Genomic DNA, 13,535 nt, shown 5'->3' on the forward strand with positions numbered 1-13,535 from the left:
GGTCGGTTCGGGACCGGAGGACGGGCCGGGCGGGCCTCCTCGTCCCTCGCTGGGGGGGGGGGGGCCTGCGCCCCGCCCGGGCTGGGGCGCGTCGGACGGGGGCGCATTCGCTAGGACGCCGCCCCGAAGAACCCGAGCAGCTCCGCCACGACGGCCTCGGCCTCCTCGTGCTGCACCCAATGGGTCGCCGGAAGGTATCGGACCCGGGCCGAGCGGCAGCGGGCGGCGCCCTCGGCGGCCAGGGCGCGCTCCAGGAAGCGATCCTCGACGCCCCACAGCACCAGCGTTTCGGCCTCGATGCGGGGCAGGGCGCCCGGCGACCGGTGGCGCAGGGCCCGGTACCAGTTCAGCATCGCGGTCAGCGCGCCGGGCTCCGACCAGGCCGCGGCGTAGCGGTCGAGGTCGGCCTCGGTGAAGGTGCCCGGCCGGCTCGACTCCAGCAGCGCGCGGCGCAGAGCGCGATGGCGGCCGGCGCTCAGCAGCGCTTCGGGCAGCTTCGGCAGCTGGAACAGGCCGACATAGGAGCTCCGCAGGGCCTGGGTGGGATGGGTGAGGGCGTAGCGGGTCCAGGTGTCGGGGTGGGGGGCGTTCAGCACGGCGAGCCGCTCGACCCGCGCGGGATGCAGCGCCGCCGCCGCCCAGGCCACCACGCCGCCCCAATCGTGCCCGGCCAAGCGGAACCGCCCGATGCCGAGCGCGTCGGCGAGCCCCGCGACGTCGTCGGCGAGGCGGGACATCCGGTAGCTGTCGATGCCGGCGGGCTTGTCGCTGGCGCCGTAGCCGCGCCCGTCCGGCACGACGACGCGGTATCCGGCGGCGGCCAGCGGGCCGATCTGGCGGCGCCAGCCGAACCAGGCTTCCGGAAAGCCGTGCAGCAGGATGACAGCCGGGCCGTCGGCCGGGCCGGCTTCGACGGCGTGCAGCACGACGCCGCCGACGCGATGGCGGCCGTGCCGCAGCGCGGCCTCGTTTCCCTGTCCCATGGCGCGCTGTCCCGCGAGATCTTATCTTCCCACAAGTATAACGCGGGATGCGCGGCGAACGTGCCGCGGGGAGGACGCCATGGCGGTCGACAGGCGCAAGGTTCTGGGTTTGGGCGCGGCCCTGGCGGCGATCGCGGGGCGGCTCGGCTTCGCGCGGCCCGCCCGCGCGGCGGAAGGCTCCTTTCCCGTCAGCATGGACGACGAGGGCTGGCGCGGGCGCCTCGGGCCCCAGGCCTACGACGTGCTGCGCCGCGAAGGCACGGAGCGGCCCTATTCGAGCCCCCTCAACCGCGAACATCGGGCGGGCCGCTTCGCCTGCGCGGGCTGCGACGCCGCGCTGTTCGCGTCCGACACCAAGTTCGACAGCCACACGGGCTGGCCGAGCTTCTTCCGCCCGCTCGACGGCGCCGTCGGCGAAAGCCGCGACTACACGCTCGGCATCCCCCGCACGGAGGTGCATTGCGCGACCTGCGGCGGCCACCTCGGCCACGTCTTCAACGACGGGCCTGCGCTACTGCATGAACGGCGTGGCGATGCGCTTCCGGCCCGGGGCGGCCTGACCCCCGGCCGTCCCGCGCCTTGCGCGACGCGGCGCGGCGGGGCAGACCACGCCCATGCAATGCAACATCTGCGGCTGTTCCCGCTTCACCGACATGCCCAAGCGCCCCGCGGTGCGCTGCGCCGACTGCGGCTCGCTCGAACGCACCCGGGTGGCGGCGCTCCACGTCACGGAGGAGCTGAAGCCCGCCTCGGGCGCCCACATCCTGCACTTCGCCCCCGAGCGCGGGCTGAGCCTGATGCTTCGCGAGATCGGCGGCCCGAACTACCGCGCCGTCGACATCGACCCGGACCGCTACCCCGGCCTCGGCGTGTCGCGCTTCGACCTCACGGAAGACGTGTTCGACCTGCCGCGCGACCGCTACGACCTCATCGTCCACAACCACGTGCTCGAACACGTCGAGGCCAACTATTCCGCCGTGCTGCTGCGCCTCGCCCGTTCGCTCAGCGACTCCGGCACCATGCTGTTCTCGGTGCCGATCCTGCCGGGCGACTTCACCGACGAGCTGATCGTCGGCGGCCTCGACGAGAAGCTGCGTCGCTTCGGCCCGTCGCTCCATGTGCGCCGCTTTTCCGTCGAAACGCTGGGGCGCACGCTGGGCATGCTGTTCCCGATCCCCGACGCCTACGATCTGCGCGAGCGGTTCGACGAGACCCTGCTGACGGCCTGCAACATTCCGCCCCACCATTGGACCAATTTCTCGGGCGCGACAGTTTTCGCCGTGCGAAAGCAGGACCTCCGCTGCTGACGCGGCGCCCCGGCGCCCCGGGCTGGCCCGTCGCGGAAGCGGAGTGGGACGGCCGGACATGACGCATTCCAGACCCATGGCGACGGCCGACCTCGTCGCCGCCGCGGACGGCGTCGCGGGGGATCTCTTCGCCGGCGCCGCCGCCCGCGACGCCGCGGCGGGCTTCCCGCACGACGCCGTCGCGCTGCTCCACGCCGCCGACCTGATGATGGCCCCCTTTCCGACGCGGCTCGGCGGCGCCGGCCTGGCGGAGCCCGGCGAGGTCGACGCGCTCTGCCACGTCCTGCGGGCCGTCGGCGGCGGCGACCTGTCGGTCGGGCGGCTCTACGAGGGTCACGTCAACGCCGTGGCGCTGGTGGCCCGCTACGGCACGCAGCGCCAACTCGCGATGCTCGCCGAGGAGGTCCGCGCGGGCGCGATGTCGGGTGTGTGGAACGCCGAAGGCGCGGTGCCGGCGGCGCTGGAGCACGACGGCGACGGGTGGCGCCTGCGCGGCGCCAAGATCCTCGCCTCCGGCGTCGGCAGCGTGACGCGGCCCCTCGTCCCCGTGGCGCGGGGCGGCGCGGACGGCGCCACCCTGATGACGATCCCGCACCTGGAGCCCGGCGCGCGCGCCGACCTGTCGCGCTGGACCGCGCAGGGCATGCGCTCCACCTGCACCGGCACGGTCGACCTCGACGGGCTGCCGATCTCGCCCGACCAAGTGATCGGCGCCGACGACGATTACCGTCGGCAGCCGAACTTCTTCGGCGGCGCCTGGCGCTTCTGCGCCGTGCAGCTCGGCGCCGTCGAGCGCCTGCTCGACCTGTACCGCGGCGACCTCAACCGCATGGGCCGGGGCGGCGACCCCTATCAGCGCCAGCGCGTCGCCGCCTGTGCCACCGCGGCCGAAACCGCGGCGCTGTGGGTCGGGCAGGCGGCCCGGCTCGTCGCTGCGGAAGCGCGGCCGGTGGCCGAGATCCTCGCCTACGTGGGCCTGACGCGCGGCGTCGTCGAGCGCGCCGCGCTCGACACGATGGAAACGGTGCACCGCGGCCTGGGCCTCGGCTCCTTCATGCGGCCGCACCCGGCCGAGCGCGTGGCGCGCGACCTCGCCACCTACCTGCGCCAGCCCGCGCCCGACGGCGCCATGGCGGATGCCGCCGCGGCCGTGCTCGCCGCCCCGGCGCCGGCCAGGCTGCTGTGGAGGGACGCATGACCGTCGGCGACATCCTCGACGCGCTCGCGGCGCTCCCCTTCGGGACCGTGGAGGACGTGGTCGGGCGCGACCCGTTCCTGGTGCTGTCGCCCCACCCCGACGACGAGACGCTGGGCTGCGGCGGGCTGCTCGCCCTGGCGGAGCGCGCCGGCCCGGCCGGGCACGTGCTGATCCTCACCGACGGCGCCGCCTCGCATCCGAACTCGCCGAGCCACCCGCCCGAGCGGCTGATCGCGCTGCGCCGCGACGAAGCGCGCGCCGCCGTGGCGGCCCTGGGCCTGCCCGAGGGCCGGATCGGCTTCCTCGACCTCCGCGACGCCGCGACGCCGAGCGGGGGCCCGGAGTTCGACGCCGCCGTCGCGCGGATCGTCGCCCATGCCGAGGCGGTGGGCGCCCGAACCCTCCTGGTCACCTGGGGCCATGACCCCCATTGCGACCACGAGACCGCCTTCGCCATGGCGCGGGCCGCGGCGGCCCGGCTCGGCGCGAGGCTCCTCGCCTATCCGGTGTGGGGCCTGCATCGCCCGCGTCAGGACGTCCTCGACGCCCCCGCGCCGCGCGGGTTCCGGCTCGACATCGCGGCGGTGCGACCGGTGAAGCGCCGCGCCATCGACTGCTACCCGTCCCAGATGACGCGGATGATCGACGACGACCCGGGCGCCTTCTGCTTCACGGAAGCGCAACTCGCGCCCTTCCTCGGCGCCATCGAAACCTTCATCGAGGTGCAGCCTTGACGGACGCCAAGCCCTCGCTCGACAGCCGCTACTTCGACGACATCTACGCCCGCACCATCGATCCTTGGGGCTTTCGCACCAGCCCCTACGAGCGGGGCAAGTACGAGGCGACGCTGGGCATCCTGCCGCGCCCGCGCTACCGCTCGGCGCTGGAGGTGGGCTGCTCGATCGGGGTGTTCACCCGCATGCTGGCGGGGCGCTCGGATTCCGTGCTGGCGCTCGACACGTCGGCGCTCGCCCTGGGGGAGGCTCGCACTGCCAACGCCGGCCTGCCGAACGTCGCCTTCCGCGAAGCGACCCTGCCGCGCGACTTCCCAGACGGCCGCTACGACCTCATCGTGCTGTCGGAGGTGCTGTACTACCTGTCCCGCCCCGACCTCGCCGCGCTGGCCGGTCGCTGCCTCGGCGCCCTGGAGCCGGATGGACAGGTGGTGCTCTGCCACTGGCTCGGCGAAACCGACTACCCGCTGCGCGGCGACGAAGCGGCGGACCTGTTCATCGCCGCGGCGGCGCCGCGATGCCGTTCGTCGGCGGCTCGGCGCGAACCGGAATACCGGCTGGATCTTCTGTCCGCTGGGGGCTGAACGGCGTGAACGAGATCGCCGGCTCGCCCCGTCCGGCTTCGGACGGGGGAAAGCGGGTCCCGGCGGCCTCGGCCGACACGCCGAGGCGCTCCAGCCGGCGCAGCAGCCGCTCGACCGCTTCGATCTCCCGCGGCAGTGCGGAGGGCCGCAGGGGCTCGCCAATGTGCAGGGCCGGGCATTCGGCCTCGACCCGCCGCCACAGGTGCGAGAAGGGGCGGTCCGCGCAGGCGAGGGCCAGGGCTGCCGCGGCGTCGCGGTCGAGACCCAGGCGGTGCCGCCAGCCCGCCGTGTCGCCGAGCCGTCCGGCCGCGTGCAGCCGCCGCAGGATGCCGCGCGTGCGGACGCGGCGAAACAGGCTCTTGGCGCGCTCGAGGTCGCCGTCGCAGGGCGCGTCGAGATCCTCGTGGCGGGCCCGCATCGTGTCGCCGGCGCCGCCGGGCGCCCGGCTGTCGAAACGGCAGGAGGTCGTCACGAAAGCTTCGGTGCTGTGGCGGATCAGGAAACCGGCCTCGTCGAGCACCTGGGCGAGCGCGTTGTCCTCCCCCAGGGGACGGATCGGGAGCCCGCCCACGGCGCGGTAGGCCGCGAGCGTCACCGCGATCCCGGCGCCGGAATGGACGCGATGGTTCGGCCAGGGGTCGTGGCTGCGGGGGTCGAGCGCGGCATAGAGTTCGGCCACGCGCGACAGGTGGCGGTCTTCGAGGCGGCCGCGCGCGAGGAACCCCGCGCCCAGCGCCAGATATTCGTTCGGGTCGGCGTCGATGTAGGCCGCAACGGCGTCGGCACCCTGGGCGAAGGCCGCGAGCGTCGCCGATACCCAGGTCGGGCCCGCGCGGCTGTCGGCGTCGGTCGTGAGGATGACGCCATCGCGGCCGGGCCCGCGTTCCAGCAGGTCGGCCGCCGCGTCCATGGCGCGGCGTCGGGCGCCCCCCGCATGGGCCTCGCCCGGCGCCAGGGTGCATTCGACGACGTGGAGCGGAAAGGGTGCCACGGCGGCGAAGGCGCGGCACAGATCGGCCGTGGCGTCGCGGCAGTTGTTGGCGAGCACCAGCACGGAGAAGCTGCCCGCCGGCATCGGCGCGCCGCAGTCGTCCCGCTGCATCGCCAGGGCGGCGAGGCACGCGCCGATGCGCTCCGCCTCGTCGTGCGCCGGGATCGCCACCACGGCCGGGGGCGGAGAACTGGTCGATACGCGCACGCTGTCCGCCCCGGTCGCCTCGTCGTTGATCGCCCGAAGGCCGTCAGCTCATCGACACGCGCTCGTGCTCGCCGACGTTGCCGGGCTTGTGACCCGTGACGACCGCCTTGGCGTAGGCGTAGAGCACGACGATCTTGCCCGACGGGGCGTCCCAATATTCCGCGTCCTCGATGTCGACGGTGATGACCGCGATGTCGGGATCCTCGACGCCCTTGGGGAACCACGCCTTGGCGGACGGGGTCCAATGGTCGCGCACGGCCGTCTTGTCGGTCGTGATGGTGCCCCGGCCCCGCATGGCGACGTATTTCTGCGCCTTCGCGTCCGAGAAGGTGACGATGGTTTCGGAGTCGGTTTCCAGGTCGTGGGTCTTGCCGGAGCGCACGTCCGTCAGGAAGTAGAGCTTGCCCTTGAACTCGGCATCGCTGACCGCCATCGGGCGGCTGTGGAACTTGCCGTCCGGCCCGCGGGTGGACAGCATGGCGATGTTGAGCTCCTTCACGATCTCCATGACCTTGGTCCGGGCGTGTTCTTCGTGCTGGTCCATGTCGCTCTCCGCTGCAGCTCCGTCCAAGCCGCAATGCGGCCCAGGCTACTGCGGTTCCGGGCGGTCCTGCGACTTTAGAGCCTTGTGCAAGCTTCAGTTCCGGTCGTCGGGCAGCGCCGGGATGGGCATGATGCCGACGCCGTCCTCGACGAGGCCGCGCACCTCGTCGTCGGTGGCGGTGCCGTAGATGGCGCGGGGCGGGAGTTCGCCGTCGTGGATCGCGCGGGCCTGCTCGGGGAAGGCGGGGCCGACGTCGACCGCGTCGCGCTTCAGCTTGGCGTGCATCTCGCGCAGGGCCGCGCGCATGCGGGTGAAGGCTTCGTCGCCGATGGCCGGGGCGGGTGGAGGGGCCGGGGCGGGAACCTCGGGCGCGGGCGCGACGGCGCGCTTGCCGGCGGAGCGGCGGACAGCGGGCGCCATCACGGCCTTGCGCACCTGGCCGTCGCCGCAGGCCGGGCAGGCGACCTGGCCCGCCTCGCTTTGCCGGTCGAAGGCGTCGCTGTCGGGAAACCAGGCCTCGAAGGCGTGGTCCCGCGCGCACAGGAGCGCGTAGCGGATCATCGGGCGCCCGGAACCGTCAGGCCGCCAGGAGCGGGTCGAGCTTGCCGGCCGAATCCAGGGCGTAAAGGTCGTCGCAGCCGCCGACGTGGCTGTCGCCGATGAAGATCTGCGGCACGCTGGTGCGACCCCCGGCGCGCTCCGTCATCGCGGCCCGGCCCTTGCGGTCGCCCGACACGTCGATCTCGTCGAAGGCGACGGACTTGCGGCGCAGCAGCTCCTTGGCGTCGGCGCAATAGGGACAGAAGCGGGTCGTGTAGATGGTGACGGGCGGCATGGCTCGCGGTCCTCGGGAATGGGGCGGCGGGTCTCATATGGACCCGTCAACTTTCGGTAACAACCCGGGCGAAGACCAGCACGTCGACCCCGGCCGCCCCCGACCGCAGCAGCGCGCGGGCGGCAGCCTCGAGGGTCGAGCCGGTGGTGAGCACGTCGTCGACGAGCAGCACGCGCCGACCCGTGACGGCGCTGGCGACCGCGACCGCGAAGGCGCCCTGGACGTTGTCCATCCGCTGGGGGCGCGTCATGCCGACCTGGCTCGCCGTGGGCTTGACGCGGGCGAGGGCCAGCGGGTCCCAGGGCACGCCCGACCGGCGCGACACTTCCCGGGCCAGGACCGCGGCCTGGTTGAACTGCCGGCGCCACAGCCGCGCCCGGTGCAGGGGCACGGGCACGACGATGTCGGCGTCGGCGAGGAGTTCGGCGCCGGCGCGTGCCATCCAGGCCCCCATCGGGCGGCCGAGGTCGAGGCGATCCCCGTATTTCAGCGCGTGGACGAGGCGGCGCGCCGGCCCGTCGTCGTAGCGCGCCACGGCCCGGGCGCGGCCGTAGGCGGGCGGGTGGGCGATGGCCTCCGGCGACAGGAGGCCGGGGCCGAAGTCCTGCGGGAAGGGCAGGCCGAGCCGCTCGCAGAAGGGCCGCTCGATGAACCGCATGCCGCGCCAGCAGGCCGCGCAGAGCCCGACGTCGCGCGCGACGCTGCGCCGGCAGGCGAGGCAGCCGGGCGGGAACACCACGTCGAGCGCAGCATCGAGCGCCGAGCGCGCGACGTTTCGCGCCGCCGCGGCGGCGCGGGCCGCCAGGGGGCCGGACCGTTCGGCGGCGCCGTCCGTCATCGACGCGGGGTCGGGCCGGCGCGGCGGCGCGCCGCGGCCGTCGTGGATCCGCCCGGTCGCCGCCGCAGCTTCGCCATGACGCGACCGCGCGGTGTGGCTTCCGTCCGACAAGGGCGGAAACGCATCTTTGCAAGGTGCTGGGGCAGGGTTAAACCTGCCTCAGGTCGGATACGTGGGGCGCGTCGGCTGTCCCGCAACGCCCGTTCGGAAAGTCCCTCGATGAAGTTCATACCAGCGGTCCGGCGGTCGCTCCTGTCGGTCCTCGCGCTCGGCGTCGCCACCCTGGGCCCGGTGCGCGCCAACCCCACGATCGTGGTGGACGCCACCACCGGCGAGGTCCTGTACAAGGACATGGCGACCGCCCCCTGGTTCCCCGCCTCGACGACCAAGCTCATGACCGTCTACGTGGCGTTGAGCAAGGTGCGCGAAGGCAAGATCAGCCTCGACACGCCCCTGCGCGTTTCGGCCTACGCGGCCAGCATGATCCCGTCCAAGATGGGCTTCCGCCCGGGCACGCTGGTGACGCTCGACAACGCGCTGAAGATGCTGATGGTGAAGTCGCCGAACGACATCGCCGTCACCATCGCCGAAGGCATCTCGGGCTCGGTGCCGGCCTTCGCCGACGAGATGAACGCCTACGCGAGCAGGATCGGCCTGCACGAGTCGCATTTCGCCAACCCGAACGGCCTCCACGACCCCAACCACTGGTCCTCGGCCCGCGACATGGCGATGATCGCCCGCGCCCTGATCACGCAGTTCCCGGAAGAACACGACCTGTTCAACATCGGCACGCTGCAGTTCGGCGGCAAGCTGATCCCCAACCACAACGGCCTGCTCGGGCGCTACGACGGCGTCGACGGCATGAAGACCGGCTACACCTGCGCGGGCGGCTACAACGTGGTGGAAAGCGCCGTGCGCGGCGACCGCCACCTGCTCGTCGTCATCATGGGGGCGCCGTCCACCAACGAGCGCAACCTGCGCTCCGTGGCGCTGTTCGAGAAATACTTCGCCAACCCGGGCCAGGGGATGGGCCAAGGGTTGGGCAACGTCGCCGACCTCGGCCCGAGCGAGGTCGTGTCGCCGCCCGACATGCGCACGCAGATGTGCGGCCCCGGCCGCCACGCCGCCATCCAGGAAGCCGAAGCCGAAGACGCCGCCATCGCGCCGGTGGACGCCGGCGCTTCGGCGACGGGGCTCGCCGCGCTGATGCACCCGCGCGACGCCTTCACGCCGGTCCGCGTCTTCATCGGCGCCACGCCCGGCACCGACATCGCCCCCGTGGGCTCGATCGAGGAAGCCCAGCCTGGGCCGGCCGCGGCGACCGTTGCCAAGGCCGTCCCGGCCGCGACGGTCCCGGCCTCCCTGGCCCAGGCCCCGTCCGACGCGACGGGCGCCGCTGCCCCGCTGGCGCTCGCCGGCGCGGCGACGCCGGCCGCCCTCGCGGCGGCCAACACGGTGGTCAAGGGGCGCGGCCACGGCCTCTTGGCCCCTGCGCGGAAGGACAGGGCGCCCGCCAAACCGGCGGCCAAGTCCGCCGCCAAACCTTCGGCCAAACCGGCGGCCAAGTCCGCCGCCAAACCTTCGGCCAAACCGGCGGCCAAGTCCGCCGCCAAACCTTCGGCCAAACCGGCGGCCAAGTCCGCCGCCAAACCGAAGGCGGGGGCCAAGGTCGCCGCGAAGCCTGCCGCCAAAGCCGCCAAGAAGACCGCTTCCCAGTGACGGGGGCCGGGCGCATGCCCGTTCCCAATCCCGTTCCCGTGGGCGTGCTGACCGGCTTTCTCGGGGCCGGCAAGACCGCGCTGCTGAACCGCCTGCTCGCCGACCCGGCCTTCGCCGGCACGGCCGTGATCGTCAACGAGTTCGGCGAGGTGGGCATCGACCATCTCCTGGTCGAGGCGGTGGACGGCGACATGCTGGTGCTGACCACCGGCTGCATCTGCTGCGCGGCGCGCGGGGACCTGCTCGCCGCCGTCGAAGGCCTGCTGGAGCGTCGCGCGGCGCTCGGCTTCGACCGCATCCTGATCGAAACCACGGGCGTCGCCGACCCGGGCCCCATCCTCAACGCCCTGCTGCTCGGCCCCGCTCTGGCCGGGACGGCCCGGCTCGGCGGGGTGGTGACGCTGGTGTCGGCCGTCGACGGCGCGGCGACGCTCGACCGCCACGACGAGGCGCGCCGGCAGGCGGCCCTGGCCGACCGCATCCTCGTCACCAAGTCCGACCTCGCGCCCGACGCCGTCCCGGCGCTGCGGGAGCGTGTCGCCGCGCTGAACCCCGCGGCGGAGATCGGCGACGCCCGCGAAGCGGGGGCCGATCCCGCGCTGTTCGACGCGTTGACGGCGCGCCCCGCGTCGCAGGGCCACCGCCACCGCCATCACGCCGCCGACGCCCGCATCCGGTCCGTCGTGCTCGAAGCGGGGATCGTGGACGCCCAGCGCCTCGCGGGTTTCGTCGCGGCCCTGCAGGGCCGGCACGGCGCGGCGCTGCTGCGCTTGAAGGGGATCGCGGCCCTTCGGCACGACCCCGCGCGGCCCGCCGTCGTTCAGGCCGTCGGCCACATGCTTCATCCCGCGACGCACCTCGACGGGTGGCGGGACGGGGATCCCCGCACGCGGCTGGTGGCGATCCTCGACGGGGCCGACCCGGCCGAGGCCGCGGCGCTGTGGGACGCCTTCTTCGGCGGCCCGGCGGTCGACCGGCCCGACGCCGCCGCGCTCATGGGGGAGGGCGGGGCGGGGCTGTTCGGCTGAAGGCCGCGTCGGTCGTCCGTCCCGGGACGACGCCGTCGCGGGTCACTCCATCACGGGCGCCAGCTTCTGCACGGCCTCGACCTCCTCGCCCAGCCACTCGTTGGTCTTGGCCGTGCCGTCGAAGGTCGAGCTCGTCTTGAACAGCTCGTACTTGCCCTCCAGCGCGTAGGGCCGCGAGCGCGACAGCAGTTCCGCCACCTTCGCCTTGTCCATCGGCCGGAAGGTTTCGACCGCCTCGAACGCCTGGTCCATGTCGGCCTGGCGCTCCATCCCGGTGATCACCACCGAGGTCGGCAGGTTCAGGCAGTAATGGAGGTATTCGATCGGCGCGATCGGTGCGCCGCTCTTCAGCAGCACCGAATCCGCGAAGGTCTTCATGCCGAGCACGCCGATGCCGTGGGCGACGAGGTAGGGCAGCACGAGGTGGGCGAAGGAGCGGAAATGCGCGTCCATGACGTTGAGCGGCATCTGCACGGCATCGAAATGGAAGCCGCGCTCGGCCGCGACGTCGAGCATCTGCAGGTGGATGCGCGGGTCCTTGTGGCCCGTGAAGCCGATGTAGCGCAGCTTGCCGGCCTTCTTGGCGTCGACGAAGGCCTCCATGGCGCCCCCTTCGCCGAAGATGCGGTCCGGGTCGTCGTAGCGCAGGATCTCGTGGTGCTGCACGAGGTCGATGCGGTCGGTGCGCAGGCGCTTCAGCGAGGTGTCGATCTGCTTCGCCGCTTCCTCCTTGCTCCGCCCGTCCATCTTGGACATCAGGAAGGCCTTGTCGCGGTATCCGCCCTGGTCGAGCGCCACGCCCATGCGCAGCTCGGAGCGGCCTTTGTTGTAGTCCCAACAATTGTCCATGAAGGTGATGCCGCGGTCGATGCCCTGGTGGACCAGCCGCACCGCCTCGTCGTCCGACAGGGCGTCCTTGCCGATGTGGAAGCCGCCCATGCCGATCGCCGAGATCATCTCGCCGGTGCGGCCGAGCGCGCGGTAGAGCATCTCGCCGCGCTTCTCGCCGGCATTCGCCACGAAGGGCAGGTCGGCGGGGTCGGCGGGGCGGTTCAGGCCCGGCGGCAGGGCCGGGGGCAGGGTGGCGGCGTCGTTCGGCATCGGGTCGTCCTTTCGCGAAGCGGAGCCCGCGGCGATGCGCCCGCGATCCGGCGCGCAACGCCGGGACCCGGCACCGGCCTTCAACGTTATCGGACGCTGAAGGTTGAGGTGCGTCGGAGTCGCGGTTGGACATACATCTGGATCCGCTCGGTGGTTGGTCGGGCGACATGTTCGTCGCGGCCCTGCTCGACGCCTTCCCGGAACACGCCCGGGCGGTGGAACGCGCCGTGGCGTCCCTGGACCTCGGGCCCGACGCGGCCGTGCGCCTCGTCGACCACCGCGACGCCGCCGGCCTCACGGGCCGCCGCTTCGTCGTCGCCGCCGAGGAGCCGGGACGGCACGACCACGGGCACCGCCATCACGACCACGGTCCCGGGCAGCACGACCATGGCCACGCGCACCATCACGGCGGCGGCGACCACGGCCACCCCCATCACGACGGCGAGCCGCATCACCACGGCCACCGCGCGTGGTCGTCGATCCGGAGCCTGATCGAGGGGTCCGCCCTCGACGCCCGCGTGAAGCGCGAAGCGGTGGCGATCTTCGCGGGTCTCGCCGAAGCCGAAGGGCAGGTCCACGGCGTCCCGGCGGACGACGTGGCGTTCCACGAGGTGGGCGCGGTCGATTCGATCGTCGACGTCGTGGCTGCGGCGCAGCTCATCGCGCTGGTCGACGCCGAACGCTGGACCGCGTCCGCGCTGCCGCTGGGCTCGGGCCGGGTGAGGACCGCCCACGGCATCCTGCCCGTGCCTGCGCCCGCCACGGCGCTGCTCCTGCGGGGGCTCGACACGATCGACGACGGCATCCCGGGCGAACGCGTCACCCCCACGGGCGCGGCCGTGGCGCGCCACCTGCTGCTCGGCAGCGCGACGGCGCCGCCACGCCCGCGGCGCCTGGAGCGCAGCGGCACCGGTTTCGGCACGCGCGAGATGGCGGGCATCTCGAACTGCCTGCGCGTCCTCGCCTTCGAGCCCGCCGCGGAGTTCGGCACCGCGCCGGCGAGCCAGTTCTCGCATCGCGAACTCGGCGTGATCACCTTCGAGGTCGACGACTTGTCGGCCGAGGACCTGTCGAACGGGCTCGACCACGTGCGGGCCCTGCCCGGCGTGCACGACGTCGTGCAGGCCGTGGTCTTCGGCAAGAAGGGGCGGGTGGCGACCCAGGTGCAGGTCCTGGTGGCGCCCGACCGGCTCGACGACGCCATCCGCCTGTGCTTCGCCGAAACCACGACCATCGGCCTGCGCTTCGGCACCGTCCAGGGCGCGGCCCTGCCGCGCGGCTTCGACACCGTGCGGGTGGACGGCCTGGACCTGCGCACCAAGCACGTCACCCGGCCGGACGGCAGCCGCACCGCCAAGGCGGAAGCGTCCGACGTGGCTGCCGCCCCGGGCCATGCCGCGCGGCTGCGGCTGCGGCGCGACGCCGAAGCGCTGGCCCTGTCGCGCCTCGACGGGCGGGAGCCATGA

At 73.4% G+C, this 13,535-nt stretch carries 14 protein-coding genes and 1 pseudogene; 8 read left to right on the forward strand and 7 right to left on the reverse strand.

Annotation, left to right across the window (positions count from 1 at the left end; translation table 11 throughout):
* Window positions 1-110: 110 nt before the first annotated feature.
* A complete protein-coding gene (locus D3273_RS07495; RefSeq protein WP_129225078.1) occupies window positions 111-983 on the reverse strand; it encodes an alpha/beta fold hydrolase in 873 nt (290 codons plus the stop codon).
* A 79-nt stretch (window positions 984-1,062) separates the two neighbouring features.
* Between D3273_RS07495 and msrB the strand changes: the two are divergent.
* The 5 genes and pseudogenes from msrB (at window position 1,063) to D3273_RS07520 (ending at window position 4,806) form a co-directional block, all read left to right on the forward strand.
* Window positions 1,063-1,543 (forward strand): annotated as a pseudogene (gene msrB / locus D3273_RS07500) (peptide-methionine (R)-S-oxide reductase MsrB).
* Window positions 1,544-1,597: 54 nt separating this feature from the next.
* Entirely contained in the window at window positions 1,598-2,290 is a 693-nt protein-coding gene (locus D3273_RS07505; protein ID WP_129225080.1) for a class I SAM-dependent methyltransferase, read from the forward strand.
* Window positions 2,291-2,348: 58 nt separating this feature from the next.
* Window positions 2,349-3,488 (forward strand): acyl-CoA dehydrogenase family protein, encoded by a 1,140-nt coding sequence (locus D3273_RS07510; RefSeq protein ID WP_129225082.1) that lies wholly within the window; start codon window positions 2,349-2,351, stop codon window positions 3,486-3,488.
* Entirely contained in the window at window positions 3,485-4,222 is a 738-nt protein-coding gene (locus D3273_RS07515; RefSeq protein WP_129225084.1) for a PIG-L deacetylase family protein, read from the forward strand. The genes D3273_RS07510 and D3273_RS07515 overlap by 4 nt, the downstream gene beginning before the upstream one ends.
* On the forward strand, window positions 4,219-4,806 hold the full coding sequence (locus D3273_RS07520; protein WP_129225086.1) for a class I SAM-dependent methyltransferase: 588 nt from the start codon (window positions 4,219-4,221) through the stop codon (window positions 4,804-4,806). The genes D3273_RS07515 and D3273_RS07520 overlap by 4 nt, the downstream gene beginning before the upstream one ends.
* Here D3273_RS07520 and D3273_RS07525 read toward each other — a convergent pair.
* From D3273_RS07525 to D3273_RS07545, 5 genes are all read right to left on the reverse strand, one after another.
* Window positions 4,718-6,004, reverse strand: coding sequence for a glycosyltransferase family 2 protein (locus tag D3273_RS07525; RefSeq protein WP_245501052.1), 1,287 nt, complete (start codon window positions 6,002-6,004; stop codon window positions 4,718-4,720). The two genes, D3273_RS07520 and D3273_RS07525, sit on opposite strands and share 89 nt — an antisense overlap.
* A gap of 43 nt (window positions 6,005-6,047) precedes the next feature.
* Window positions 6,048-6,548, reverse strand: a complete 501-nt coding sequence (locus D3273_RS07530) for a pyridoxamine 5'-phosphate oxidase family protein (RefSeq protein ID WP_129225090.1) — start codon at window positions 6,546-6,548, stop codon at window positions 6,048-6,050.
* A gap of 93 nt (window positions 6,549-6,641) precedes the next feature.
* Complete coding sequence (locus D3273_RS07535; RefSeq protein ID WP_129225092.1) at window positions 6,642-7,109, reverse strand: DUF1178 family protein; 468 nt, start codon at window positions 7,107-7,109, stop codon at window positions 6,642-6,644.
* A gap of 16 nt (window positions 7,110-7,125) precedes the next feature.
* Window positions 7,126-7,383 carry a glutaredoxin 3 gene (gene grxC / locus D3273_RS07540; RefSeq protein ID WP_129225094.1) on the reverse strand — a complete coding sequence of 86 codons (258 nt, stop codon included), beginning with the start codon at window positions 7,381-7,383 and terminating at the stop codon, window positions 7,126-7,128.
* 46 nt (window positions 7,384-7,429) lie between these two features.
* Window positions 7,430-8,221 (reverse strand): ComF family protein, encoded by a 792-nt coding sequence (locus D3273_RS07545; RefSeq protein WP_129225096.1) that lies wholly within the window; start codon window positions 8,219-8,221, stop codon window positions 7,430-7,432.
* 219 nt (window positions 8,222-8,440) lie between these two features.
* Here D3273_RS07545 and D3273_RS07550 point away from each other — a divergent pair, with 219 nt between their 5' ends.
* Both D3273_RS07550 and D3273_RS07555 read left to right on the forward strand, forming a co-directional pair.
* A complete protein-coding gene (locus D3273_RS07550) occupies window positions 8,441-9,940 on the forward strand; it encodes a D-alanyl-D-alanine carboxypeptidase family protein (protein ID WP_165359414.1) in 1,500 nt (499 codons plus the stop codon).
* Between the two features lie 14 nt (window positions 9,941-9,954).
* Complete coding sequence (locus D3273_RS07555) at window positions 9,955-10,968, forward strand: CobW family GTP-binding protein (RefSeq protein ID WP_129225100.1); 1,014 nt, start codon at window positions 9,955-9,957, stop codon at window positions 10,966-10,968.
* Between the two features lie 42 nt (window positions 10,969-11,010).
* Here D3273_RS07555 and D3273_RS07560 read toward each other — a convergent pair whose 3' ends face one another.
* Window positions 11,011-12,069 carry an aldo/keto reductase gene (locus D3273_RS07560; RefSeq protein ID WP_129225102.1) on the reverse strand — a complete coding sequence of 353 codons (1,059 nt, stop codon included), beginning with the start codon at window positions 12,067-12,069 and terminating at the stop codon, window positions 11,011-11,013.
* A 125-nt stretch (window positions 12,070-12,194) separates the two neighbouring features.
* Here D3273_RS07560 and larC point away from each other — a divergent pair, with 125 nt between their 5' ends.
* A complete protein-coding gene (larC, locus tag D3273_RS07565) occupies window positions 12,195-13,535 on the forward strand; it encodes a nickel pincer cofactor biosynthesis protein LarC (RefSeq protein WP_129225104.1) in 1,341 nt (446 codons plus the stop codon).

The sequence above is a fragment of the Lichenibacterium minor genome, assembly GCF_004137685.1.
GTDB lineage: Bacteria > Pseudomonadota > Alphaproteobacteria > Rhizobiales > Beijerinckiaceae > Lichenihabitans > Lichenihabitans minor.